The following is a 25266-nucleotide window of genomic DNA, read 5'->3' as shown; positions in this document are numbered from 1 at the left end:
GTTGGATGACGCCCGTGTGACAGGCTGCTATGATCTCCCACTGGCCCGCGATGCGATCGCGGTTCTCTCCCGCGCTTCCTGAAAGATGTCATGATCCGTCCACAACTGCTCGTCATCGCTGCCAGCGTCATGCTGGCTCACGCCGCTCCTGCCGCCCTGGCCGCCGCCGCTACACCGGCTGCCGCCATCAGCGCCCAGAATCCTTTGCTCAAAGCCAGTCCGCTGCCGTTCCAGATGCCGCAGTTCGGCCTGATCAAGGACGCTCACTACGCGCCGGCGTTCGCCGAAGGCATGAAACGCCAGCTGGCCGAAGTCAACGCGATTGCCAACAACCGCCAGGCCCCCACGTTTGAAAATACCATCGTCGCCCTCGAGCGCACGGGGCAACTGCTGCACCGCGTGCAGAGCATCTTCAGCAACATGACCTCGACCAACACCAACAGCGTGATCGAAGCGGTGGAAGTGGATGTGTCGCCGAAACTGGCCGCGCATGGCGACGCGATCACCCTGAACCCGAAACTGTTTGCCCGCATCGACACCCTGTACGCCAAGCGCGACAAGTTGGGCCTCGATGCCGAATCCTTGCGCCTTTTGGCCCGCTATCACACGGATTTCGTGCGCGCCGGCGCCAAGCTGTCCGATGCGGACAAGGAAAAATTGAAAGCCTACAACGCCGAGCAGGCGGGCCTGGAAACGGCCTTTGCGCAAAACGTGCTGAAGGAAACGAATGCCAAGAGCATCGTCGTCGATACGCGCGCCGAGCTCGCTGGCATGACGGACAGTGATATCGACACGGCCGCCACGGCAGCCAAGGAACGGGGCTTGACGGGCAAGTTCGTCATCGCCCTGGTCAACACCAGCAGCCAGCCGCCGCTGGCTGTATTGACGGATCGCAAGACACGCCAGCGCCTGATGGACGCTTCGCTGAAGCGCGGCAGCGAAGGCGGCGAGTTCGACAATCGCGCCATCGTGCTGAAGCTGGCAAAACTGCGCGCCGAACGGGCCACCTTGCTCGGTTACGCCAATTACGCCGCCTACTCGCTGGAAGACCAGACAGCCAAGACCACCACGGCCGTCAACACCCTGTTGTCGGAACTGGCGAAACCGGCTGTCGCCAACGCGCGCCGCGAAGCGGCCGACCTGCAGCAACTGGTCGACGCGGAAAAAGGCGGTTTCCAGGTAGCGGCGGCCGACTGGGCCATCTACACGGACAAGCTGCGCAAGCAACGTTTTAATTTTGATGAAAACGAGCTGAAACCGTACCTGGAACTCGATAGCGTGTTGAATAACGGCGTCTTCTTTGCCGCCAATAAACTGTACGGCATCAGCTTCAAACAGCGTACCGATCTGCCGGTGTATAACCCGGACGTGCGCGTCTATGACGTGCTCGATGCCAACGGCAAGCCGCTGGCGCTGTTCATCGCCGACTTTTATGCGCGCGGCAACAAGCATGGCGGCGCATGGATGAATGAATACGTGTCGCAGTCGTCACTGATGGGCACGCATCCGGTGGTGGCCAATCAGTTGAATATTCCCAAGCCGCCTGCCGGCCAGCCGACGCTATTGACCTTCGATGAAGTGACGACCATATTCCACGAATTCGGCCATGCGCTGCACGGCATGTTTTCAAACGTGAAATACCCGCGCTTTGCCGGCACCAGCGTACCGAGCGACTTCGTCGAATATCCATCGCAAGTCAATGAAATGTGGGCTATCTGGCCGGAAGTGCTGCAAAACTATGCCAAGCACTACCAGAGCGGCGCGGCCATGCCGCAGGAGTTGCTCGACAAGGTCACGGCAGCGAAGAAATTCAACCAGGGCTTCATGACCACGGAATACCTGTCGGCGGCCCTGCTGGATCAGCGCTGGCACCAGCTGGCGCCGAGCCAGATCCCGACCGACGTGCTGGCCTTTGAAAAAGCGGCCTTGAGCGATGCGGGCGTCGATTATGCGCCCGTGCCGCCGCGCTACCGCAGCAGCTACTTTTCGCATAGCTTCGCGGGCGGCTATTCGGCGGCCTATTACGCCTATTTGTGGTCGGAAAAGCTGGACGCGGAATCGGTCAACTGGTTCAAGGAAAACGGCGGCCTGACGCGCAAGAATGGCGACTGGTTCCGCAGCAAATTGCTGTCGCGCGGCGGCAGCGTCGATGCCCTGCAACTGTTCCGTGATTTCCGCGGCCGCGACGCCAGCGTGGAACCGCTGCTGGAACGCCGCGGCTTGAACGCCAAGTAAGCCGTCCTTATCTGAAGCTTGCGCTGCGTCTTCATGACCCACGCAAGCTTTCTTTGCCGGCGGCGTAGAATTGCGTAAGATGTCAACAAGAAGGTAGTAGAAAGAGTATATGAGTCAGCAAGATTTGAATGGCATCACCCTGGAAGCTATCGTGACGCGCCTGCAGGCCCACTACGATTGGGACGGCTTGGCCAAGCACATCGATATCAATTGCTTCATCAGCGATCCCAGCATCAAGTCGAGCCTGAAGTTTTTGCGCAAGACCCCGTGGGCCAGGAGCAGGGTGGAACAGTTGTACCTGGACACGCAATTTACTGACTGACAGGAAAAAACATGGATAGCAAACTCAAGGAATCGCTGCAACAGCTGCATTCGACACTCCAAACCAGCGGCCCCGTTGATGAAGAACTGCATGCTTTGCTGCAAAAACTCGACGTCGACATCAAGTTGCTGATGGAAAAGCGCGCTGCCCAGGAACAGGACCAAGAGTCGACCACCTATGGACTGGCCGAGCGCAGCCAGGAATTGTCGGCCAAGTTTGCCGTCAAGCATCCGAAACTGGAGCCGGCCTTGCGCGAGTTGGGTGAGATTTTAGCTAATATGGGTATCTGATCGGGGTCAGTCGCTACGCGTTGATCGGGGGCCGACCCGTCGGGTCGTACCCCAGCAGTCAAGGTGTTGGGTCAAATGCCAACGTCTACCCCCAGACCTTCAATTCTAGGGTCAGACTCAAAGGGTGTGACCCCAAGTAATTGAAAAATAAACGTTTTTTATACGAAAATCCAACAGTAAAAAGCAGGCCGTCAGGTTGGAAATGGCCAATTCCGGTACAATCCGTACCCTATGAGCTCCCCTACCAATTTATTTGCGACCGTTCCCAAGCGGTCTGCCCGCGCTGCCGTAGCGCCTTTCCTGCCGATGTCGCGTGCCGAGATGGACGCGCTGGGCTGGGACCAGTGCGACGTCATCCTCGTCACGGGCGACGCCTACATCGACCATCCGAGTTTCGGCATGGCCCTGGTGGGTCGCCTGCTTGAAGCGCAGGGTTACCGCGTCGGCATCATCAGCCAGCCCGACTGGCTGTCGGCCGAGGCCTTCCGCATTCTCGGCAAGCCGCGTCTGTATTACGGCATTACCGCCGGCAATATGGATTCCATGGTCAACCAGTACACGGCTGACCGCAAGATCCGTTCCGACGACGCCTACACCGCGAATGCCGAGCCGAACAAGCGCCCGGACCGCGCCGTCACCGTGTACGCCCAGCGCGCGCGCGAAGCCTATCCCGACGTGCCCATCGTCATCGGCAGCATCGAAGCGTCCTTGCGCCGCATCGCCCATTACGATTACTGGTCGGACAAGGTCCGCCGTTCCGTCTTGCCCGATTCCAAGGCTGATTTGTTGATTTTCGGCAACGCCGAGCGGGCGCTGGTCGACCTGACCCACCGCCTCGCTGCCGGTGAAGCGATCAAGGATATCCGCAACTTGCGCGGCACGGCCTTCATGGTGCCTTCCGGCTGGTTGCCCGGCGACGATTGGGGCGTGCACAATTCCACCCGCGTCGACGTGCCCGGCAAGATCGACCCGCACTACAGCCCGTACGAGATGGTGCAGGAAGACAAAACCGCCTGCGCCACCGAAAATGCATCGAAATCGGCTGAAGTCATTAAGCCTATCCGTATCATGAGTCGCGAAGAGCGCCTGGCCATGGCCAAGGAAAAGCACGACAAGACGGTCGTGCGCCTGCCAGCCTACGACGTCGTCAAGGATGACCCGGTCATGTATGCGCACGCGTCGCGCGTATTCCACCTGGAATCGAATCCCGGCAATGCGCGCGCCATGGTGCAGGCGCACGGCGAACGTGATGTGTGGCTCAATCCACCGCCGCTGCCGCTGGCCATGGACGAGATGGATGGCGTGTACGACATGAATTATGCGCGCGCACCGCACCCGAGCTATGGCAAGGCGCACATTCCCGCCTGGGAAATGATCCGTTTTTCCGTCAACATCATGCGCGGCTGTTTTGGCGGCTGTACTTTCTGCTCGATCACCGAGCACGAAGGGCGCATCATCCAGAGCCGTTCGGAACCGTCGATCTTGCGCGAAATTGAGCATATCCGCGATAAAACCAAAGGTTTTACGGGCACTATTTCGGATATGGGCGGCCCTACGGCGAATATGTATCGCCTCGCATGCAAGGAAAAAGAGATCGAAGTATCGTGCCGCCGCCTGTCTTGTGTCTACCCGTCCATCTGCGTGAATCTGGGCACGGATCACAGCAAGCTCATTTCCCTGTACCGCAAGGCGCGCGCCATTCCCGGCATCAAGAAAGTGCTGATCAGCTCGGGCTTGCGCTATGACCTGGCCGTGCGCTCGCCTGAGTATGTGAAGGAACTGGTGACGCACCACGTCGGTGGCTTGCTGAAGATCGCGCCCGAGCATACGGAAGAGGGCACCTTGTCGAAGATGATGAAGCCCGGCATAGGCGCGTATGACGAGTTCAAGGAAATGTTCGACCGTTTCTCGTTGGAAGCGGGCAAGAAGCAATACCTGATCCCGTATTTCATCGCCGCCCATCCTGGCACGACAGACCTGGACATGCTGAACCTGGCTCTGTGGCTGAAGAAAAACAATTTTAAATTGGACCAGGTGCAAACCTTTATGCCTACGCCGATGGCGATGGCCACGACGATGTATCACACGCGCAAGAATCCCTTGCGCAAGGTGACGGCTGACTCGGAAGTGGTGGAAACGGCGCGTAGCGGCAAGATCCGCCGCACGCATAAAGCTTTCCTGCGCTACCAGGACCCGGCCAACTGGCCTATCCTGCGCGAAGCGCTGGTCAACATGGGGCGTGGCGACCTGATCGGCAATGGCGACAAGCATCTGATTCCTGCCTGGACTTCGTCGGAGTCGGGCGGCCTGGCGGCAGGCGAACGCAGCCGCCAGACGCATGGTGCCGGCACGCCGGACAAGTTCAAGGTCACGCCGGGCAAGAACCGTATCGCCCTGGGCGGCACGGCAGCGGCGCCAAAAGCTTCGGCTGCCGAGTCGAAAGTGCGTCCCTCGATCTTGTCGACCATCAAAACCCGTGCCAAACCAGCCGCCGCGCCGCTGGGGCGCGGCAGCAAGCCACCTGCTAAGGGCGGCCATGCCGCGCCGGCACGGGGCGGACGCAAGTAACTGTCATCTCCCTTGGGGCATGGATGGAAAACCCGGCAACGCGACCTGCGCTGCCGGGTTTTTTCTTTCTGCGCACCAAGATAGGGCGCGGCGCCCTTGCCGGCAGGTTTACTACCGGTAGTTGAAAACTGAAAAGCATAAAAGATAATTTTTCCATGTGCTAACTTGGTGCTGGAAAAACTATTGAATAGCTAGCCCTACGGCAACAAAGCTCCTGAGAGGAGGATCGCATGCGCTTGCCTGCTTCTGAACTTACTCTTTTTGCTGCACCGCACATACAGTTTTGCTTGCACTAATATGTGGCATTGAGGCACTATTCGCTTCGCGCAAACGTTTGCGCGCAATGAAATTCCATCAATGCATACTCTACACATGCTTGACCAACAACTCTGGAGACGCTCATGACATCCCGTATTCGCCTGAAAATGATTGCCGCCGCTGTCCTGGTGTGTGCCTTGCCCGCTGTGCCGGCGATGGCGCAGACACCTGCCAAACCGAAGGTCGCGCTGGTGATGAAGTCGCTCGCCAATGAATTTTTCCTGACCATGGAAAATGGCGCCAAGGCGCATCAGAAGGCGAATGCCGCCAAGTACGACTTGCTGTCGAACGGCATCAAGGATGAGACGGATACGTCGAGCCAGATCAAGCTGGTCGAGCAAATGATCGTCGCGCGCGTCAACGCGCTGGTGATCGCCCCTGCCGACTCGAAAGCGCTGGTGCCGGTGCTGAAGAAAGCCATCGATGCAGGCATCATCGTCGTCAATATCGACAACAAGCTCGACGAGGGCGCCCTGAAAGAGAAGGGCATCAGCGTGCCATTCGTCGGTCCTGACAACCGCAAGGGCGCCAAGGTCGTCGGCGATTATCTGGCCCCGCAGCTCAAAAAGGGCGACCCCGTCGGCATCATCGAAGGCGTTTCCACCACTTACAATGCACAGCAGCGTACCCTGGGCTTCCAGGATGCCATGAATGCGGCCGGCGCCAAGGTTGTCAGCGTGCAGTCGGGCCAGTGGGAAATCGCCCCTGCCAACACGGTAGCGGCCGCCATGCTGAACGCCAATCCGAATATCAAGGCCTTGCTGTGCGGTAACGACAACATGGCCATCGGCGCCATTTCCGCCATCAAGGCCGCAGGCAAGACGGGCAAAGTGCTGGTCGTCGGCTACGACAACATCAACGCCATCAAGCCGATGCTGGCCGATGGCCGCGTGCTGGCCACCGCTGACCAGTTCGGTTCGCAGCAAGCCGTGTTCGGCATCGACACCGTGCTCAAAGCCCTGGCACAGAAGAAGAAACAGGCTGACCTGGGTGGCGTCATCGAAACCAAGGTCGAATTGGTCGCCAAGGGCGCCAAGTCCTGATCGCCTGATCGTTTGATCCCGCCGCGGCCGGCGCCTGCGTACTCATTAGTAGGGAGTAGGCGGTGCCGGCCCCGCCGCCACTACTGCGGAGTTTTATCATGCCTAGCGACATCCCCCCGGCGCCAACAGCCGCCATCTCTTTATTGACTCTGGATAACATCGGCAAGTCCTATGTCGGCCCCGTGCTGGGCGGCGTGGGCCTGCGTTTTGCCCCTGGCCAGGTGCTGGCGCTGACGGGCGAGAACGGCGCGGGCAAGAGCACTCTGTCGAAGATCATCTGTGGCCTGGAGCAAGCCAGCACGGGCACGATGCTGCTCGACGGCAAGCCGTATCGGCCCGCCTCGCGTGGTGCAGCCGAGGCGCTGGGCATCCGCATGGTGATGCAGGAACTGAACTTGATTCCCACGCTGTCGATCGCGGAAAACCTGTACCTGAAGAATTTGCCGCAGCGCTTCGGCTTCATCGACCGCAGCCGTCTTGCGCGCGACGCGCGCGAACAGATGGAGAAAGTGGGCTTGGGTGGACTCGACCCGTGGACACTCGTCGGTGAACTGGGCATCGGCCACCAGCAAATGATTGAGATCGCGCGCAACCTGATCGGTGCCTGCCGCCTGCTGGTGCTCGATGAGCCGACGGCCATGCTGACGCACCGCGAAGTGGAATTGCTGTTCCTGCAAATCGAGCGTCTGAAGGCCGAAGGCGTGTGCATCATCTATATTTCCCACCGTCTGGAAGAACTCAAGCGCGTGGCTGACCGCATCGCCGTGCTGCGCGACGGCCAGCTCGTGTGCGACGACGACATCGCCGGCCATTCCGCCGCCGACCTGGTCAGCCTGATGGTCGGCCGTTCGGCCGATGACGCCGTCGACTTGAGCGGACGCAGCATCGGCGCGCCGCTGCTGCGCGTGCGCGGCTTGGCGCGCGGCACGGTGGTCAAACCGACTTCCTTCGACTTGCGCGCGGGCGAAATCCTCGGCATCGCCGGCCTGATCGGCTCGGGCCGCACGGAATTGTTGCGCCTGATCTTCGGCGCCGACCGTGCCGACGCCGGGGCAGTGTATCTTGGCGACAGCGCAACACCGGCTGTACTGGGTTCACCGCAGGCCGCCGTCCAGGCCGGCATTGCCATGATCACGGAAGACCGCAAGGGCCAGGGTTTGTTGCTGCGCCAGTCCATCGCCGTCAACACGACCCTGGCGTCGCTCGATAGCGTCAGTGGCGCCGGTTGGCTTAACGCCGCCGCCGAAGCGACGGTGGCCGACGACTATATTCAACGCTTGGGCATCCGTTCGCGTAGCAGCGCGCAAACGGTGGCCGAATTGTCGGGCGGTAACCAGCAAAAAGTGGTGATCGCGCGCTGGCTGTACCGCGACTGCCCCGTGATGCTGTTCGACGAGCCCACGCGCGGCATCGATATCGGCGCCAAGTTTGATATTTACCAGGTGCTGGCGGAACAGGCGCGCCAGGGCAAGGGCCTGGTCATCGTATCGAGCGACTTGCGCGAACTGATGCTGATTTGTGACCGCATCGCCGTGATGAGCGCGGGCAGCATCGTCGAGACCTTCGAGCGCGGCGCCTGGAGCCAGGACGCGCTGCTATCGGCCGCCTTCTCTGGCTATTTGACTCCTACTTCCACTCCAGCTGCGGCCTGATCCGCCGGAAAGATTCCCATGACTATCCACTCCTCTCCTTCGTATCTGCAGCGCAGCCTGGCCGACCTGAAAAACTATGCAGGCCTGATCGGCGCCCTGCTGGCCATGTGTGTGCTGTTCTCGTTTGCCAGCGAAAACTTCTTTACGCTCGCTACCCTCAGCACCCTGTCGAACAACATCCCGACGCTGGTGGTGATGGCGGTCGGCATGACCTTTGTCCTGATCATCGGCGGCATCGATCTGTCCGTGGGCTCGGTGATGGCGCTGGCCGCTTCCGTGCTGTCGCTGGCCGTCGTGCACTGGGGCTGGCCTGTGTGGAGCGCCGCCCTGCTGGGCATGTTCGTCGCCGCCGTGTGCGGCGCCACCACGGGCCTGATTGCCGTCGGCTGGCGCATTCCCTCGTTCATCGTCTCGCTGGGCGTGCTGGAAATGGCACGCGGCCTGGCCTATCAAGTGACCAACTCGCGCACGGAATATATCGGCAGCGCCGTTGACGGCATCAGTTCGCCGATCGCCTTCGGCCTGTCGCCTGCCTTCATCGCCGCCATCGCTATTGTTGTGATCGGCCACCTGGTGCTCACGCGCACGGTGCTGGGACGCCACTGGATCGGTATCGGCACGAATGAAGAAGCCGTGCGTTTGTCCGGCATCAATACCAAACCGTCCAAAGTGCTGGTGTTTGCCCTGATGGGTTTCCTCGCCGGCGTGGGTGCCCTGTTCCAGGTCTCGCGCCTGGAAGCGGCCGATCCGAACGGCGGCGTGGGCATGGAATTGCAAGTGATCGCCGCCGTGGTGATCGGCGGCACCAGCCTGATGGGCGGGCGCGGCTCCGTCATCAGTACCTTTATTGGCGTGCTGATTATTTCCGTGCTGGAAGCGGGCCTGGCGCAAGTGGGCGTATCCGAACCCGTCAAACGCATCGTCACGGGCCTGGTGATCGTCGCTGCCGTGGTGCTCGACACTTACCGCCGCCGCGGCGAGCGCGCATAAGCGCAAGAGAAAGCGCGGTCCATGGCAACCATCAAACAAGTGGCGCAGGCGGCGGGGGTGTCGTATACCACCGTGTCGCACGTCCTCAACAATACCCGTCCCGTCAGCGACGCCGCGCGCCGCGCCGTGCTGGCAGCGGCGCAGCAATTGCATTACGTGCCCAGCGCCTTGGCGCGTTCGCTGCGCAGCAGCAGCACGGGCACCATAGGCCTCATCATTCCGAATAATACGAACCCGTACTTTTCGGAAGTGGCGCGCGGCATCGAGGACAGTTGCTACGCGGCCGGCTACAGCGTCATTTTATGTAATTCCGATGACGACCCCGTCAAGCAGCGCGACTACCTGAACGTGCTCCTGACCAAGCGCTGCGACGGCCTGATTTTGTCCGCACTGGCCGACAGCGATGGCGAATTGCTGCGCAAGATGAAGGTGCCGGCCGTGCTGCTCGACCGCGCGCCCAACGACCTGTCCATCGATGTGGTGGCCGTCGATAACCGCGCCGGCGGCGTGCTGGCCGCGCGCCATCTGCTGGGGCTGGGGCGCCGGCGTCTGGCCTGTATCGCTGGCCCGCGCGAAGTGAGCATTTCCAATGACCGCATAGCCGGCGCACGCAGCGCCATGGCCGATGCGGGCTTGCTGCTGGCCGGCGACCTGTGCCGGCATAGCGATTTTACGAGTGCGGGCGGCTATGCGGTCGCGCTGGACTTGCTGGCGCTGCCCGAGGGCCAGCGCCCCGACGCCTTGTTCTGCTGCAATGACTTGATGGCCTTTGGCGCCCTGCGCGCCGCCGCCGAGCTCGGCATTGCCGTGCCCGTGGACCTGGCCGTCGTCGGCTTCGACGATATCGACCTGGCCAGCTTCGTGCATCCGGCCTTGAGCAGCGTGGCGCAAAACACGCGCGAACTGGGCCATATCACGGCGGCCTGCCTGCTGGCGCGCATCGCCGCCCCCGCCTTGCCGCGCCAGCAGCGCAGCATCGCGCCTGCACTACATGTGCGCGGCTCCAGCGTGGCCGCTACTGTAGCTTCTTCCTCACTGACTTCTTCACCTGCAACTGAACTGATGGGAATGACATCATGATCGTGGTTATCGGCAGTATCAATATGGACCTGGTCTTGCGCGTGCCGCGCATGCCACTTCCCGGTGAAACCCTGACGGGTGGCGCTTTTAGAACCATTCCTGGCGGCAAGGGTGCCAACCAGGCCGTGGCTTGCGCGCGCCTGAGCGGCAAGGTTGAGGCCGGTGGCCAGCAAGTGGCCATGATAGGCTGCGTGGGCGATGACGCGTTCGGCACGACCCTGCGCGCGGCGCTGGTGGGCGATGGCATCATCGATAGCCATATCACCACCTTGCCCGGCGTGGCGTCCGGCATCGCGTCCATTCTCGTCGACGACAATGGCCAGAACAGCATCGTGATTGCTGGCGGCGCCAACGATTTATTAAGCCCCGCGCATATCGACGCGGCCAAAGGGCTGATCGAACAGGCCGATATCGTCGTGCTGCAACTGGAAACACCGATGGCCACCGTCGTGCACGCGATCAAACTGGCCCGTTCGCTGGGCAAGACCGTGGTGCTGAACCCTGCACCGGCCGCTAGCTTGCCGGAAAGTGTGCTGGTGCTGGTCGATTACCTGATTCCGAATGAAATCGAAGCGGCCATGCTGGCCGGTGTCAGCCCGGAAGGCGTGGATGCCAAGGCGCTGGCGGCCGCGCTGCAAAAGCTGGGCAGCGACAACGTCATCATCACCTTGGGCCACAAGGGCGTGCATGCGGCCCTGTATGGCGGCGATTATGATTTCCCGGCTGAAGTGGTGCAAGCGGTCGACACGACGGCCGCTGGCGACACTTTCATCGGCGGCTTTGTGGCGGGCCTGGCCTCTGGCATGGACGAGGCTGAAGCGATTCAACAAGGCCAGCGCGCGGCCGCCTGGAGCGTTACCAAGCACGGCGCGCAAACCTCGATTCCCCACCTGCACGAACTGTTCTGAGACCATGAAAAAAACACCACTGCTCAATATTGCGTTGTCGCAATTGATCGCTTCGCTCGGTCATGGCGACATGCTTGTTATCGGCGACGCGGGCTTGCCCTCGCAGCCGGGCGTGCCCCTGATCGACCTGGCCTTGACGCGCGGCATCCCCGGCTTCATCGACACCGTGAATACCGTGTTGAGCGAAATGCAGGTGGAATATCATGTGCTGGCCAGCGAGTTGCCACAGCACAATCCTGCCATGGCGGCGCAGGTGGCGGCCCTGGCCGTGCCCGATGCGCGCCAAGTCACGCATGAAGCGTTCAAGCAACTGTCCAAGGGCGCGCGCGCCATCGTGCGCACGGGGGAGTGCAGTCCGTATGCCAACATCATTTTGGTGGCCGGCGTGGTGTTCTAGCGCAAAACAAACGCCAGATTCTTTTTCAAAAAAACCAACATCTTCGCCTGCCCTGCCAGCAGATTCGATGGTCTCTGCCGGACGGGGCTTTCCGCTTGAACGGGCTTATACTCGATGCGCTGGTGCCTGCGCCCGGCTTTAGCTGTCACCGCTTCGCTGCATGTGAATCGGGCGCGCAGGCCAAGCTTTTCCATTCACTGAGCCGAGGTGACTGCATGGGCGATACCAATGATACGGCCAGCATGCCTATCCGGCCACAGCGCCAGGTGATGCTCAAGCTGGCGGAAAACGCTGGAAAAGTTCACGCAGCACCTAAAAAATTGAGGACCAGACGGCGGGAAGAAGATATCTTCTTGTTGCTGTTCAATCCACCGGGAACTGCCTATGATGGTGTTCCCGTAGTGCAATGATAGTCAAAACCAATTGAAACTATTGTTACAATCAATTTTGAGTATGGATTAAAAACCCTTACACTATGGTCTTACTGATTCACCACCCGAGAGGAAATGATTATGTCGCTTATCAATACCCAAGTTAAACCATTCAAGGCAACCGCATTCCACAATGGCAAATTCGTCGACCTGACGGAAGCGTCGCTGAAGGGCAAGTGGTCGATATTCATGTTCTACCCAGCCGACTTCACCTTCGTTTGCCCAACAGAACTGGAAGACTTGGCCGATCACCACGCGCAATTCCAGCAAATGGGCGTCGAAGTCTACGGCATCTCGACCGATTCGCATTTCGCGCACAAAGCATGGCATGACACCTCGGACGCCATCAAGAAAGTGCAATACGCACTGATCGGCGACCCAACCGGCGCCCTGTCGCGCAATTTCGAAGTCATGATCGAAGAAGACGGCATGGCACTGCGCGGTACCTTCGTGATGAACCCGGACGGCTTCATCAAAGTGCTGGAAGTGCATGACAACGGCATCGGTCGTGACGCATCGGAACTGTTGCGCAAAGTCAAGGCAGCACAATACGTTGCCGCTCACCCAGGTGAAGTGTGCCCAGCCAAATGGACCGAAGGCGCAGCAACCCTGACCCCATCGCTGGACCTGGTTGGCAAGATCTAAGTCTTGAAGTCTTGCAACATCTAGCAGCAAACAAGTAGTTACCGCGATGCCGGACCGGGTGTCCGGCCCGGCATTTGCCTAAATATTTGTCAAAGGAAAAAATCATGTTGGACGTAAATCTCAAAGCGCAGTTGAAAACCTATTTGGAAAAAGTAGTACAGCCCATTGAGATCGTCGCCAATCTCGATGACAGCGCCAAGGCGCGTGAAATGGAAGAACTGCTCCAGGAAATCGTCCTGTTGAGCGACAAGATCACGCTGCTCAAGCGACTGGACGATACCGAGCGCAAGCCATCGTTCAGCATCAACCGCCCAGGCACTGATATCGGCGTGCGTTTCGCCGGCATCCCGCTGGGCCACGAATTTACCTCGCTGGTGTTGGCCTTGCTGCAAGTGGGCGGCCACACCATCAAGTTCGACGAAGCGGTGATCGAGCAAATCCGCAACCTCGAAGGCGATTACGCGTTTGAGACGTTTATTTCGCTCAGCTGCCATAATTGCCCGGAAGTGGTGCAGGCCTTGAATGCCATGGCGGTGATCAATCCGCGCATCAAGGTCACCACCATCGATGGTGGCGTATTCCCGAAAGAAGTCGAAGAGCGCCAGATCATGTCCGTGCCGATGATGTTCCTGAATGGCCAGCATTTCGGCCAGGGACGCACGAATGTCGAGGAAATCCTCGCCAAGATCGATACCAACGCCGGTGCCCGCCAAGCGCAAGCGTTGTCGAAAAAAGGCGTGTTCGACGTGCTGATCGTCGGCGGTGGCCCTGCCGGTGCGGCAGCGGCTGTCTACGCAGCGCGTAAAGGCATCAAGACGGGCGTGCTGGCCGAGCGTTTCGGCGGCCAAGTGCTCGATACGCTGGCCATCGAGAACTTTATTTCCGTCAGCGAAACGGATGGTCCGAAGTTCGCCATGGCGCTGGAACAGCACGTCAAGGAATACGAGGTCGACATCATGAATACCCAGCGCGCCATGAAGTTGACGCCGGGTAAGCTGATCGAGATTGAAACGGTGAATGGCGCCATCTTGAAAGCCAAGACCGTCATCCTGGCCACCGGCGCCCGCTGGCGCGAAATCAACGTACCGGGTGAGAAGGAATACCGCAACCACGGTGTCGCCTACTGCCCGCACTGCGATGGTCCTTTGTTCAAGGGCAAGCGCGTGGCCGTGATCGGCGGCGGAAACTCGGGCGTGGAAGCGGCGATCGACCTGGCCGGCCTGGTAAAACACGTGACCTTGATCGAGTACGGCGCGGAATTGCGCGCCGATGCGGTGCTGCAACGCAAGCTGCACAGCTTGCCTAACGTGAGCGTGGTTTCCTCAGCGCAAACCACCGAAATCAACGGTGACGGCAAGATCGTCAATGGCCTCAGCTACACCGACCGCGTCAGCGGCGCATCGCACAAGGTCGATCTGGAAGGCGTTTTCGTGCAAATCGGTCTGGTACCGAACACGGAATGGCTGAAAGGGACGGTTACGTTGTCGCGCCAAGGCGAAATCGAAGTCGACGCCCGCGGCCAGACCTCGATCCCCGGCGTGTTTGCGGCTGGCGACGTTACCACCGTGCCGTTCAAGCAAATCATCATCGCCACCGGCGAAGGTGCAAAGGCAGCCCTGTCCGCCTTTGACCACCTGATCCGCTCGGACGACGATGAAGTGGTCGAAGAGTCTGCCGCCAAGGAAGCACTGACGGCCTAAGCTGTCCAGCCGTAAAAAACCGGAACGCCGCAAGGTGCTTCCGGTTTTTTTTGCGCGCAACTTTTTTAGCTGTCCGTGTCGTGGGCATTCGCGCTTACCTATACTTGCACGCCATCGACGCGCGGTGTTGGCGTCGTGGCTGCAGCGGGATTGTCGGTTTTTTGCAATACGCTATCCCAAGCGTTTTTCTGTCTATATTTCTAGCGTCGCCGTCAGCGGCACGCCAGGCACCAGATGGCTGGACAGCACGATGCACTGGCGCGCCAGGCGGGCCGGCTCCGACAGGCGCGCGCGCAGATGCGCCATGGCCGCTGCATCGAGGCCATTGAACGGTTCATCAATCAGCAGCAGGCGCACGGGCAAGGCCAGCGCCAAGGCCAGTTGCAGCTTTTTGTGCTGGCCCAGCGAGAGGGCGGTGATGCTTTGCCGCAAGGTCGGCGTCATGCCAAACGCGCTCAGCTCGTCGTTCAACAGGGACTGGTCGCTGTCCGGGTACAGGGCCAGGTACAGGTCGAGAAATTCATGCACTTGCAGCCAGGGCAGGGAAGGAGCGTCGCCGCCACAATAGAAGGCCAGTGCGCGGTACGCCAGCGGCATGCAAGCGCTGTCGATGTCATCGAGGCGGATGGCGCCGCGCGCGGGCAGCAGGGCGCCGCCCGCCAGTTTCAGCAAGGTTGTCTTGCCGGCCCCGTTCGGGCCGCGCAGCCAGGTCACGCCGGGGCCGAATTGCAGATTGCAGCCCTGGAACACGCTGTGCGTGGGGAAGTGAAAATCGAGGTGCTCGATTTGCAGGGTGGGAGAACAGGCATTCAATTCCATAATTCGCTTCCGATGGCGCTCAAGGCAAGGATGGATAGCACGACGAGGACGACGCGGCTGCGCGCCGCGAGGCGGGGCAGGCCGACGATGGCCAGCAGGGCCGCGCTGGCGGTGAGGCCATACACGCTGGTCACGCGCTGCTGCAAGGCGGCGGGGTGTATGTTGTAGAGCAAGATACCGCCTGCCAGCAGCACGGCAAATGGCGGCAGCAGGCTGGCGGCGCAGGCCAGGCGCGTCAAGGTGGCGCTGGCCAGGGGCCAGGCGTTCAGCGATGGATGCAGCAAGTCGATCTGCTCGCGCACGGCCTTGTCGCCGCGGTCCGTCAGAATCACCAGACTGGCGCTGGCCAGCAAACCCAACAGCGGCGCGGGCACCAGGGGCGCGCGCAGCAGCCAGGCCAGCATGCTGGCGCCAGCGGTGGCCAGCAACACGCTTTGCTCGATGCCAACCATATTGTCGTTGCGCCAGAACGGCAGCCAGAACAACTGGCGCCACAGCAATACGCTGCGCCAGCGGGGCCGCTGCGGCACATAGGCGCTCATCGTGGTCGGGCGCGCCCTTGGTGCCGGGCGGGGCGCGCGCAGGCGCTGCGCCACGATGCATGTTGTCAGTAGCCAGGCCAGCAGCCACGCGGCGATGATGATGGCAATGCCGGGTGCGACAAGCGGGCGCAACCAGGGCGGCGACTGCAGCAGCCAGATGGTGGTCGAGACGGCATAGGCGAGGCCCAGCGGCAGCATCAGCAAAGCGGCCACGGCCACGTCTGCTTGCCAGCGCAAGCGCCTAGTCAAGGGCAACTGGCGCAGCCAGGCGGCGATGGGCGCTGGCAACAGCCGTTGGCGCAGCAGCCAGGCGGGCAGGCAGGTCAGCAGGATTTGCGCGCTCAAGAGACCCAGGGCGGCGGGCCAGGGCAGGCTCACGGCGAGAAAGCCGGGCAGGGCGATGACGCTGAGTAAGCCCAGCAAGACGGGGCCGGCCAGGAAGACAAGAATTTCCATGGAACTGGCCAGGCTGGCGACAAATTGCAGCAGAGCATGGTGGGCCAGGCGTAAGCGCAGGACGAGGTAGGGGGATAGACTGCGGGGCAGGCGCATCAGGCTGTATCTGCAGAGTCAGGATGAGCGCTGATTCTAACAGCCTGGGTCAGACCCCCGGATAAGTTAGCTTTGTGCTTGACGTTGGCAGTGTTGAGGGGCTGACCCCAGAATGGGAAAAGCCCTTCGGTTCAGAGAACCAAAGGGCTTTTCTTTTATTGGCGGAGCGGACGGGACTCGAACCCGCGACCCCCGACGTGACAGGCCGGTATTCTAACCAACTGAACTACCACTCCAAGCTCGTATGATCTGTGTTGCTGATCCATGAAGCACTGGATAATTTTCTGTTTTGGTGGTGGGTGCTGAGAGGCTCGAACTCCCGACCTACGCCTTGTAAGGGCGCCGCTCTACCAACTGAGCTAAGCACCCGCATACCCAGAAAACTATCCCGACGTTTGTCACCACGTCTGGAAGAGGCACTATTATAGGGGGCGTTTTCCCACTTGTGCAACTATTCTTGAGCACTAAAAGCAGTTTTTTTGCTGAAAAGCACAAAAATATGCAGGGCAGGCGATGCTGGCGCCTTTTTCGGTGTATTTGTTGCTGCACAATGGGAAAAGCCCTTCGGTTCAGAGAACCAAAGGGCTTTTCTTTTATTGGCGGAGCGGACGGGACTCGAACCCGCGACCCCCGACGTGACAGGCCGGTATTCTAACCAACTGAACTACCACTCCAAGCTCGTATGATCTGTATTGCTGATCCATGAAGCACTGGACAGTTTTCTGATTTGGTGGGTGCTGAGAGGCTCGAACTCCCGACCTACGCCTTGTAAGGGCGCCGCTCTACCAACTGAGCTAAGCACCCAATGCTTGTCTCAGAAAACTATCCCGACGTTTGTCACCACGTCTGGAAGAGGCGCTATTATAGGACGACGAAAATCCTTGTGCAAGCGCTTTTTTCAAAAAAGCGCTTGGGAGCAGCTGAAAAAAGTTCAGGGCGAGGCAATGTAACGCTGCCGTGGGCTTTTTCTCAGGGCTGTTATTGCGTGATACCCCACTGCGACAGCATCCACGCCAGATTGAACGCATTCTCGGCGATGGCGTTGTAGCGGCCCGAAGCGCCGCCATGGCCGGCGCCCATATTCGTTTTCAGCAGCAGCGCATTGCTGTCCGTTTTATATGCGCGCAGCTTGGCCACATACTTGGCCGGTTCCCAGTACATGACCTGGCTGTCGTTGAGGCCCGTCGTCACCAGCATGGCCGGATAGTTCTTACGTGCAATGTTGTCGTAGGGCGAGTAGCTGAGCATGTAGTCGTAGGCCGCTTTCTGGTTCGGGTCGCCCCATTCCAGGTATTCGCCCGTCGTCAGCGGCAAGCTGGCGTCCATCATGGTGTTCATCACGTCGACGAACGGTACGGCCGCGTGCACGGCGTGGAACAGCTCGGGACGCATGTTGACGACGGCCCCCATCAAGAGGCCACCCGCGCTGCCGCCCTGGATGATCAGGCGGTTCGGGCTGGTCCATTTTTCGCGCACCAGGTAGTCGGCGCTGTCGATGAAGTCATTGAAGGTGTTCTTCTTCTTCATCAGCATGCCGTCTTCATGCCAGGCTTCGCCCATGTCCGTGCCGCCGCGGATGTGCGCTTGCGCATAGATGACGCCGCGCTCCAGCAGGCTGATGCGGCTGATAGCGAAGCTGGCTTCCGTCGAGATGCCGTAGGAGCCATACGAGTACAGCAGCAGTGGCGCGGTACCGTCGAGCTTGACGCCTTTCTTGTAGACGATCCACAGTGGCACTTGCACGCCATCGCGCGCTGTCACCCACAGACGCTGCGTGGTGTAGCGGCTGGCATCGTAGCCGCCGACGATTTCCTGCTGTTTCAGCAGCGTGCGCTTGCCATCTTTCATGTTGACGTCAATCACGGCGGGCGGCGTAATAGGCGATTGGTAAGACATGCGAAATTGTGTGGCGGAAAATTCTGGCGTGCCGGCCGCCGTGGCCAGGTAGACGGGGTCGTCGAACTGCACCGTCTTCCAATTCTTTTGCGCAAAATCATGGATGCGCGCGCGGTTCAGGGCGCGCGCCTTTTCCATGACCACCAGGTAATCCTGGAACACGTCGATGGACAGGATCACGGCATCCTTGTTATGCGGCACGACGAGTTTCCAGTTTTTCGGCTGCGGGGCCGCTACCGGTGCGCTGACGATGCGGAAATTCTTCGCGTCCTTGTTGGTGAGAATGTACAACTGGCCGTCGCGGTGCTCGACGCCGTAGCGGTGGCCTTTTTCACGCTTCAGCACGCTTTGGAAACTGCCTTCCGGCTTGCTCGTTGGCAACAGCAGCACTTCGCTGGTATCCGTGCTGGCCGAACTCAGCACAAAGTAGCGCTTGTCGCGCGTGCGGCCCACATTGATGGCGAACTGTTCCACCGGCTCGTGGTAGACCTGCTGCGGCGCGCCGCCCAGGGCCAGGCGGAACAAGCGGTCCGAACGCTTGGTGGTGGCGTCTTCCTGGGCCAGCATCAGGGTGGCGTTATCGGCCGCCCAGGCCAGCGATGTGACGCGCGGCATGGTATCACCCAGCAACTTGCCCGTCTTCAAATCCTTGACATGCAGCTCGTATTGGCGGAAACCCGTCGTGTCGGTGGTGTAGGCCAGCAACTGTTCATCGGGACTGATAGCAAACGCGCGCACGGCAAAAAATTTGTGGCCTTCAGCCAATTGATTCTGGTCCAGCAGGATTTCTTCAACCGCCTGCGCATCATAGGCGCCATTCGCGCCCACTGGGCGGCGGCAGTGAAGCGGATATTGCTGGCCCGCCTGGGTGCGCGTGTAATAGTAAAAGTTACCCTGACGCGCAGGCACGGACAGGTCCACTTCCTGCATGCGGCCCTTGATTTCTGCAGTCACCTTGTCGGCCAGCGGCTGGATCGGGGCCGTGATGGCCGCCGTGTAGGCGTTTTCCGCGTTCAGATAATCGATCACGGCAGGATCGGTCTTCTTTTGCAGCCAGCGGTAGTCGTCCGTGACGACGCTGCCGTGGCGCTTTTCCTGCCACACTGTCTTGGCGGCAACAGGTGCCGGGATAGTGGCACTGGCAGTAGTGGTGGGGGCATCAGCCGCCAGCGCGGCTGGCGCCAGGGTGGACAACAGCAGGGCTGGCAGGATGGATGACCAGACGGACCGGCGGCGCGTAGCGTGATAGGTGATAGACAAGGAGGCTCCTTTGCATGATTGTGTCAAGATTGTAATCTTGCTATTGAGAAAAGCAACCGCTGATCGCTGCCATCGCGCTGCCATCATTTCGTCTTGCATCCGTGCGCATTTGCGGTAATACTGTATGCATGCACAGTATCTTGCCGCAATCAAGGCAACCGACCCGCCGCGAGGTGTTTTTTTGACTCCATCTGTCCCACCACTTGCCGAACCGCGCAGCGCAGACGCGCGCCGCTGGATAGCCCACCTGGACATGGATGCCTTCTTTGCCTCCGTGGAGCTGTTGAAATATCCGCAATTGCGCGGTGAAGCCGTCGTCATCGGCGGCGGCCGGCTGCAGCAGCCCGTGCTGCAGGACGATGGCACGCTGCAATTTGCGCGCATGCGCGACTATGTCGGGCGCGGCGTTGTCACCACCTCCACCTATGCGGCGCGCAAGTTTGGCGTGTTTTCTGCCATGGGCATCATGAAGGCAGCCAAGCTGGCACCGGACAGCATCTTGCTGCCGGCCGACTTCGAGGCTTACCGCGCGTATTCGGCCCGCTTCAAGCAAGCCGTGGCCGAGCTGTGCCCTATCATCCAGAACGTCGGCATCGATGAAATCTATATCGACCTCAGCGAATACGGCGAGCAGGCACCGGCCATGGCCGCACGCCTGAAGGCAGCCGTATTCGAGGCGACGGGCCTGTCGTGCTCGGTCGGCCTGGCGCCCAACAAATTGCTGGCAAAAATCTGTTCCGACCTGGAAAAACCCGATGGCCTGACCATCTTGCAGCCCGAAGATGTAGAAACACGTGTGTGGCCCTTGCCGGCAAAAAAGATCAACGGTATTGGTCCTAAGGCCACCGCCAAGCTCGAAGCGCTGGGCATCGTCAGCATCGGCGAACTGGCGCGGGCCGACCTCACCATGCTGCGCACGCAGTTCGGCGACCTGTACACGGGCTGGCTGCGCCAGGCGGCACTGGGCATTGATGATCGGCCCGTGCAGACGAGCCGGGAAACCAAGTCCGTCAGCCGCGAAACGACGTTCGAGCGCGACTTGCAGGTGGTGCGCGACCGCGCCACCCTGTCGGAAAAGCTGGAAAGCCTGTGCACGCGCGTGGCGGGCGACCTGGACAAGCAATCGCTGGCGGGGCGCACGGTGGGCGTCAAGTTGCGCTTCGAAGATTTCAGCACCGTCACGCGCGACATCACCCTGCCCAGCGCCACGGCGGACGCCGCCGCCATCCTGCGCGCCAGCCGCGATTGCTTGCGGCGCGTGCCATTTGAAAAGAAAATCCGACTGCTGGGCGTGCGCATCTCGACCTTGTGCGACCCGGCCGTGGTGACGCGGCTGGTGCCGGCCCAGGCGGAGTTGTTTCCCGCCCTGTAGCGGCATTTCCCATGGATTACAAGCATCGCGCCAGTCCGCGCTTTTGACGGCATTCTCGTGTCGAAAGTGTAGAATGGCATCTCTCTGGCACTACTGAAACAAACGGAAGAAAAAACTATGTGGTTCAAGAATCTTCAGATTTACCGTCTGCCCGCACCATGGGCTTATACGCCAGAACAACTGGAAGAGGCCTTGTCCTCGAACAAATTTACGCCGGCGACCAGCATGGATCTGATGCGCCAGGGCTGGGATACGCCGCGCCCGAACGGTGGCCTGGTCCACGTGGTCAACAAGCAAATGCTGATCTTGCTGGGCACCGAAAAGAAATTGCTGCCAGCGACCGTCATCAACCAGGTGGCCAAGGCCCGCGCGGCCGAGATGGAAGAAGCGCAAGGCTTTGCGCCTGGCAAGAAAGCCATGAAAGAATTGAAGGAGCGCGTGGCCGACGAACTGCTGCCGCGCGCTTTCAGCATTCGCAGCAACATCTGGACCTGGATCGACCCGGTCAATGGCTGGCTGGTGGTCGATGCCGCCAGTCCGGCGAAAGCCGATGAAGTCATCAAGCTGCTGTTGAAAGCCGTCGACAAACTGCCGCTGGAAAGCCTGCGCGTGCAGCGTTCGCCCGTGGCGGTGATGACGGAATGGCTGCAGGCCGACGATGCGCCTGCCGGCTTCACGGTCGACATGGACACCGAATTGCGCGCCACGGGCGAGAGCAAGGCCACCGTGCGCTACGTGCGCCACACCCTGGAAGCGGACGACGTGCGCCGCCACATCGCCGCCGGCAAGCAATGCACGCGCCTGGCCATGACGTGGAACGATAAAATTTCGTTCGTGCTCACGGAGTCGCTGGCCATCAAGAGCGTCAAGCCGCTGGACGTGATCAAGGAAACGGAATCGAGCACCAAGAACGACGACGAGCGTTTCGATGGCGACCTGATGCTGATGACGGGTGAGCTCGCCAAGCTGATGGCCGACGTGGTCGAAGCCTTGGGCGGCGAAGCGACTGCATAAAAGCAGTTGTACAGTACGGAAAAGGAGCTGCGGCTCCTTTTTTTCGCCTGCGCGTCTGGCATGGCACTGTGGGATGTAAAAAGGGCCTTGCGTTTGCAAGGCCCTTTTGCCACTCAGTTTACATTGACGGAATCAACTTAGAACTTGATTTGGCCCGTGATGTAGAACGAACGCATCATTGGATCAGCATAGCGTGGGTCGAAGCCAACTTGGTGGCCCGACGAGGTACGCAGCGACAATGGTGGTGCGCGGTCAAACAGGTTCTTGATACCAGCGCGTATCGACTTCTTGCTGTCGAACACATAGCGACCTTGCCAGTCGATGGTGGTGTACGAAGGCACGGCCAGGCGGATCTTCTCCAGTTTCTTGGTCGCAATATCCATTACCTCGGCCGAAGCGTCGGTATAGCCGTTACGGTAGCTGATGATGACACTGTTGGTCAGCTTGCCCGATTCCAGGCTCAGGTTCAGCTTGGCCAGGTTACGGAACGTGACTGCATCGGTGATGCCGAAGTAGTTCATGTTGGTCGTCCACTGGTCCTTGGTGCCTGGCACGGTGTAGTCGGCCTTGAGCATGTAGGTGCCGCTCAGGTTCGCCGTGAAGTTACCGAAGTCAGACTTGTGACGACCAGTCATGTCCCAGTCGATACCACGGTTATGCGTTTGGCCGATGTTCAGCGACAGCGACTTGAATGCATAGTAGGTATTGCCGGTCGATGGTTCGGTGTAGGTGCCGAACAGGTCGCGGTACAGGCTTGGGTTGTTAAAGGCCTGGGATTCGCTCACTGCCGAAACCGCATCTGTGATCTTCACGTCCCACAGGTCGGCACCAAACGAGAATGCCGAGCTTGGCTCGATACGGAAACCTACGGTGTACTGCTTCGATTTTTCTGGTTTCAGGTTTTCGTTACCACCAGCCAATTGGTTGTACTGGGTTGCTGGCGGACGGCACAGGGCATCGCCGGGGAACGGGCAGTTCCATGGTTTTGCGGTGAAGCCGTTGTTGACCAGCGGCTGGCCGATGTCCAGCATGCTTGGTGCCTTGAAGCCCGTGCCGTACGAACCACGTACCAGCAATTGCTGTACTGGCTGCCAGCGTGCCGTCACTTTGTAGGTGCTGGCGCTTTGGTCGTTACCGATGGACTTGTTGACGACACCGTTGTCGATCTTCGTCACGGTATCGTAGCGACCGGCCAGGCTCACTTCGATCGTTTTGGTGACAGGTGCCAGCAATTCGGCAAACACACCGTAGGTTTCGCGGGTCAGGTCGTAACGTGGCGACGTGTTGAAGTTGTAGATCGTGCTGGTGCTGGCGCCGGCGCTTGGCGATTGCTCGTAATTGTATTCACGATAGTCACCGCCGATACCGATATTGGCTTTGCCGCCTGGCAGGGAGAACAGTTCACGCGAACCGTGCGCGTCGATGCCGCGCATCGTGGTCGATGCCGTACGGATCGAACCGTTGAATTGCGAGCTGTCGATCAGCTTTCGCAGTTCTGGCGATGCGCTGCCTGCTGGCAGGAAGGGGTTGAACAGCGAATTGCTTTGCATCGCGACGAAGTCGGCGTTCTTGGCGTAACCGCCTACATAGCGCTCGTCGATCGCGTTTTGCGACCAGGTCAGAGCCGATTCCACGTTCCACTCGCCTACGTCGCCTTCTACGCCGACCACGAAGTGCTTGGTGTCGGTGATGGTGTTGCTGGCGCGAGTGCCCCAGTCGACCATGCGATAGTTGGCGGTGACGGTTTTGATATCCGCTTGCTGCGCTGGCGTCAGGTTAGGCTTGACGTAGGCGTTGTACAGAGCGCTGTCTTTGGCGATCGAGATAGGCACGGGGTTGGCGGCGATACGTGCCGTCAGGTCGTAGCGCGACAGAGCAACTTCGGCAAACGCATTCAGGTTTTCCGTCAGTTTATAGGTGCCGCGTGCGAACAGGCTATCGCGTTTCGATTCTGGAACGATTTCCACCGTCGAGCCACCGTCGAAGCCGCAAGCCTGGTTATTGTTGGCCATGACGTAGTTGCTTGGTGCGCAACCTTTGTTAGCCGCCAGGTACGGGTTGAACGTGATGGACTGGGTGTCCTTGTTTTTGAACGCGACCGTGGCATTGGCCGGTGCGGTCGAGGAGCTGGTACGGTCGTAGATATAGTTCTTGCCGCCGTAGCTGACAGGAATGTACGACGAACGGGCGAACGAGCGGTCCGTCGCCTTCAGTTTCGATTGTTCATCGTGGCGGTACGATACCAGCACGTTGAAGCGGTCTTCGTCCAGGTCGCCAAAACCGTAGGTGACGTTGGTGTTCCAGGCGTTGCCGCCCTTGTCTTCCGGACCACCGTAAGTGGCTTCCAGTGAGCCGCCTTGGACGTTTTTCTTCAGGATGAAGTTGATCACGCCGGCAATGGCGTCCGAGCCGTACAGTGCCGAAGCGCCGTCAGTCAGGATCTCGACGCGCTCAACGGCGCTCATCGGAATGGCGTTCAGATTGACGGAAGTGCCCGAGCCTTGTGGCGCGATGCGGCGGCCGTTCAGCAGAACCAGGGTGTAGCTTTCGCCGATGTCATGGATCGACGCGCTGGTGCGGCCACCCGAGTTGGAACCGGCGGCAACGGCGCCGATGGTGAAACCTTGCATTGCTGGCAGGCTCTGTACCAGATCAGCGACGGTGGTGGCGCCGGTACGGGCGATCGCTTCTTGCGACAGGCGTTGTACAGGCAGTGCACCTTCTACAGCGATACGCTTGATACTCGAACCGGTAATTTCAACTTTTTGAATTGCCTCATCCGCCATGGATTGGCCGGAGAACAAAACGCTACCTGCCAGGACGGTCAGGGCCAGGCGTACGCTGCGTACGCCAATTTTTTCTTTAAATGCCATTGTAACAATTACTCCGTAGTAGTTTTAATAACGACAAGCGGCACCCGCGCACGGCTCAAGGCATCGGATAGATGACCAGCGGTGCTCGGGTACGGTAGGTGTAACCACGTCTATGGGAGGTGGAAGGCTACTTAGTGCAATATTGTTATAAATGCACTTATGGCTTGTCGAGGCGAACATTATGTGGTCTCAGCAAGAAAAAATGCACATCAACCGTGTCGGATTTGGCAATAAATTAGAGATACAGAAGAATGTTCACTTTAATTGTTAAATTGCAGTTCTATATTTAATAAGAAGACTACTTTTTAAAATTATCAATGGTGTTTTTTTACAACATAAAATTAATATATTGGCAATTC

The 25266-nt window shown here is 59.7% G+C and carries 20 protein-coding genes and 4 tRNA genes; 15 read left to right on the top strand and 9 right to left on the bottom strand.

Features of this window, described 5'->3' with window-relative positions:
* Positions 1-90: 90 nt before the first annotated feature.
* The 10 genes from ACQ4V8_RS10835 to rbsD all read left to right on the top strand — a co-directional run bounded on the left by ACQ4V8_RS10835 (position 91) and on the right by rbsD (position 11803).
* Complete coding sequence (locus ACQ4V8_RS10835) at positions 91-2235, top strand: M3 family metallopeptidase (protein WP_010402084.1); 2145 nt, start codon at positions 91-93, stop codon at positions 2233-2235.
* Between the two features lie 109 nt (positions 2236-2344).
* Positions 2345-2557, top strand: coding sequence for a VF530 family protein (locus ACQ4V8_RS10830; RefSeq protein ID WP_010402080.1), 213 nt, complete (start codon positions 2345-2347; stop codon positions 2555-2557).
* Between the two features lie 11 nt (positions 2558-2568).
* Positions 2569-2847: a DUF4404 family protein gene (locus ACQ4V8_RS10825; RefSeq protein ID WP_070346046.1), complete on the top strand. Its 279-nt coding sequence runs from the start codon at positions 2569-2571 to the stop codon at positions 2845-2847.
* 306 nt (positions 2848-3153) lie between these two features.
* A complete protein-coding gene (locus ACQ4V8_RS10820) occupies positions 3154-5415 on the top strand; it encodes a YgiQ family radical SAM protein (RefSeq protein ID WP_010402077.1) in 2262 nt (753 codons plus the stop codon).
* Between the two features lie 401 nt (positions 5416-5816).
* The gene (locus ACQ4V8_RS10815) at positions 5817-6776 is read left to right on the top strand and encodes a sugar ABC transporter substrate-binding protein (RefSeq protein WP_010402075.1); all 960 of its coding nucleotides are present in this window, start codon (positions 5817-5819) and stop codon (positions 6774-6776) included.
* A 98-nt stretch (positions 6777-6874) separates the two neighbouring features.
* Entirely contained in the window at positions 6875-8428 is a 1554-nt protein-coding gene (locus tag ACQ4V8_RS10810; RefSeq protein ID WP_085940409.1) for a sugar ABC transporter ATP-binding protein, read from the top strand.
* Positions 8429-8446: 18 nt separating this feature from the next.
* Positions 8447-9418 (top strand): ABC transporter permease, encoded by a 972-nt coding sequence (locus tag ACQ4V8_RS10805; RefSeq protein WP_436571446.1) that lies wholly within the window; start codon positions 8447-8449, stop codon positions 9416-9418.
* A 21-nt stretch (positions 9419-9439) separates the two neighbouring features.
* Positions 9440-10498 (top strand): LacI family DNA-binding transcriptional regulator, encoded by a 1059-nt coding sequence (locus ACQ4V8_RS10800; protein ID WP_436571445.1) that lies wholly within the window; start codon positions 9440-9442, stop codon positions 10496-10498.
* Entirely contained in the window at positions 10495-11406 is a 912-nt protein-coding gene (rbsK, locus tag ACQ4V8_RS10795; RefSeq protein ID WP_436571444.1) for a ribokinase, read from the top strand. The genes ACQ4V8_RS10800 and rbsK overlap by 4 nt, the downstream gene beginning before the upstream one ends.
* Positions 11407-11410: 4 nt before the next feature.
* Positions 11411-11803 carry a D-ribose pyranase gene (gene rbsD / locus ACQ4V8_RS10790; RefSeq protein WP_010402070.1) on the top strand — a complete coding sequence of 131 codons (393 nt, stop codon included), beginning with the start codon at positions 11411-11413 and terminating at the stop codon, positions 11801-11803.
* Here the strand turns inward: rbsD and ACQ4V8_RS10785 are convergent.
* Positions 11800-11997: a hypothetical protein gene (locus tag ACQ4V8_RS10785; protein ID WP_436571443.1), complete on the bottom strand. Its 198-nt coding sequence runs from the start codon at positions 11995-11997 to the stop codon at positions 11800-11802. The two genes, rbsD and ACQ4V8_RS10785, sit on opposite strands and share 4 nt — an antisense overlap.
* Positions 11998-12018: 21 nt before the next feature.
* Here ACQ4V8_RS10785 and ACQ4V8_RS10780 point away from each other — a divergent pair, with 21 nt between their 5' ends.
* The 3 genes from ACQ4V8_RS10780 (at position 12019) to ahpF (ending at position 14579) form a co-directional block, all read left to right on the top strand.
* Positions 12019-12213, top strand: coding sequence for a hypothetical protein (locus ACQ4V8_RS10780; protein ID WP_436571442.1), 195 nt, complete (start codon positions 12019-12021; stop codon positions 12211-12213).
* A 102-nt stretch (positions 12214-12315) separates the two neighbouring features.
* Positions 12316-12879, top strand: coding sequence for an alkyl hydroperoxide reductase subunit C (gene ahpC, locus ACQ4V8_RS10775; RefSeq protein WP_196856567.1), 564 nt, complete (start codon positions 12316-12318; stop codon positions 12877-12879).
* Between the two features lie 104 nt (positions 12880-12983).
* Entirely contained in the window at positions 12984-14579 is a 1596-nt protein-coding gene (ahpF, locus tag ACQ4V8_RS10770) for an alkyl hydroperoxide reductase subunit F (RefSeq protein ID WP_010402066.1), read from the top strand.
* A gap of 192 nt (positions 14580-14771) precedes the next feature.
* Here ahpF and ACQ4V8_RS10765 read toward each other — a convergent pair whose 3' ends face one another.
* The 7 genes from ACQ4V8_RS10765 to ACQ4V8_RS10735 form a co-directional block, all read right to left on the bottom strand.
* Positions 14772-15398 carry an ATP-binding cassette domain-containing protein gene (locus ACQ4V8_RS10765; protein WP_010402065.1) on the bottom strand — a complete coding sequence of 209 codons (627 nt, stop codon included), beginning with the start codon at positions 15396-15398 and terminating at the stop codon, positions 14772-14774.
* Positions 15389-16492: a hypothetical protein gene (locus ACQ4V8_RS10760; protein WP_436571441.1), complete on the bottom strand. Its 1104-nt coding sequence runs from the start codon at positions 16490-16492 to the stop codon at positions 15389-15391. The genes ACQ4V8_RS10765 and ACQ4V8_RS10760 overlap by 10 nt, the downstream gene beginning before the upstream one ends.
* A 159-nt stretch (positions 16493-16651) precedes the next feature.
* A tRNA-Asp gene (locus ACQ4V8_RS10755) sits at positions 16652-16728 on the bottom strand.
* A gap of 57 nt (positions 16729-16785) precedes the next feature.
* A tRNA-Val gene (locus ACQ4V8_RS10750) sits at positions 16786-16861 on the bottom strand.
* A 228-nt stretch (positions 16862-17089) separates the two neighbouring features.
* Positions 17090-17166 (bottom strand) — tRNA-Asp (locus tag ACQ4V8_RS10745).
* A 54-nt stretch (positions 17167-17220) separates the two neighbouring features.
* Positions 17221-17296 (bottom strand) — tRNA-Val (locus ACQ4V8_RS10740).
* 174 nt (positions 17297-17470) lie between these two features.
* Positions 17471-19648 carry a S9 family peptidase gene (locus ACQ4V8_RS10735; protein ID WP_436571440.1) on the bottom strand — a complete coding sequence of 726 codons (2178 nt, stop codon included), beginning with the start codon at positions 19646-19648 and terminating at the stop codon, positions 17471-17473.
* Positions 19649-19829: 181 nt separating this feature from the next.
* On the opposite strand from ACQ4V8_RS10735, the gene dinB reads away from it, so the two are divergent.
* Both dinB and ACQ4V8_RS10725 read left to right on the top strand, forming a co-directional pair.
* Positions 19830-21020 (top strand): DNA polymerase IV, encoded by a 1191-nt coding sequence (dinB, locus tag ACQ4V8_RS10730; protein ID WP_261980827.1) that lies wholly within the window; start codon positions 19830-19832, stop codon positions 21018-21020.
* A gap of 117 nt (positions 21021-21137) precedes the next feature.
* Positions 21138-22034, top strand: a complete 897-nt coding sequence (locus ACQ4V8_RS10725; RefSeq protein ID WP_010402061.1) for a recombination-associated protein RdgC — start codon at positions 21138-21140, stop codon at positions 22032-22034.
* Between the two features lie 137 nt (positions 22035-22171).
* Here ACQ4V8_RS10725 and ACQ4V8_RS10720 read toward each other — a convergent pair whose 3' ends face one another.
* A complete protein-coding gene (locus tag ACQ4V8_RS10720; protein WP_436571439.1) occupies positions 22172-24907 on the bottom strand; it encodes a TonB-dependent receptor in 2736 nt (911 codons plus the stop codon).
* Positions 24908-25266 lie beyond the last annotated feature (359 nt).

It is taken from the genome of Janthinobacterium paucivorans (assembly GCF_051380805.1).
Classification (GTDB): domain Bacteria; phylum Pseudomonadota; class Gammaproteobacteria; order Burkholderiales; family Burkholderiaceae_D; genus Janthinobacterium; species Janthinobacterium lividum_D.
The sequence above is the reverse complement of the archived record's forward strand: the minus strand, read 5'-3'. Positions and strand labels throughout refer to the sequence as shown.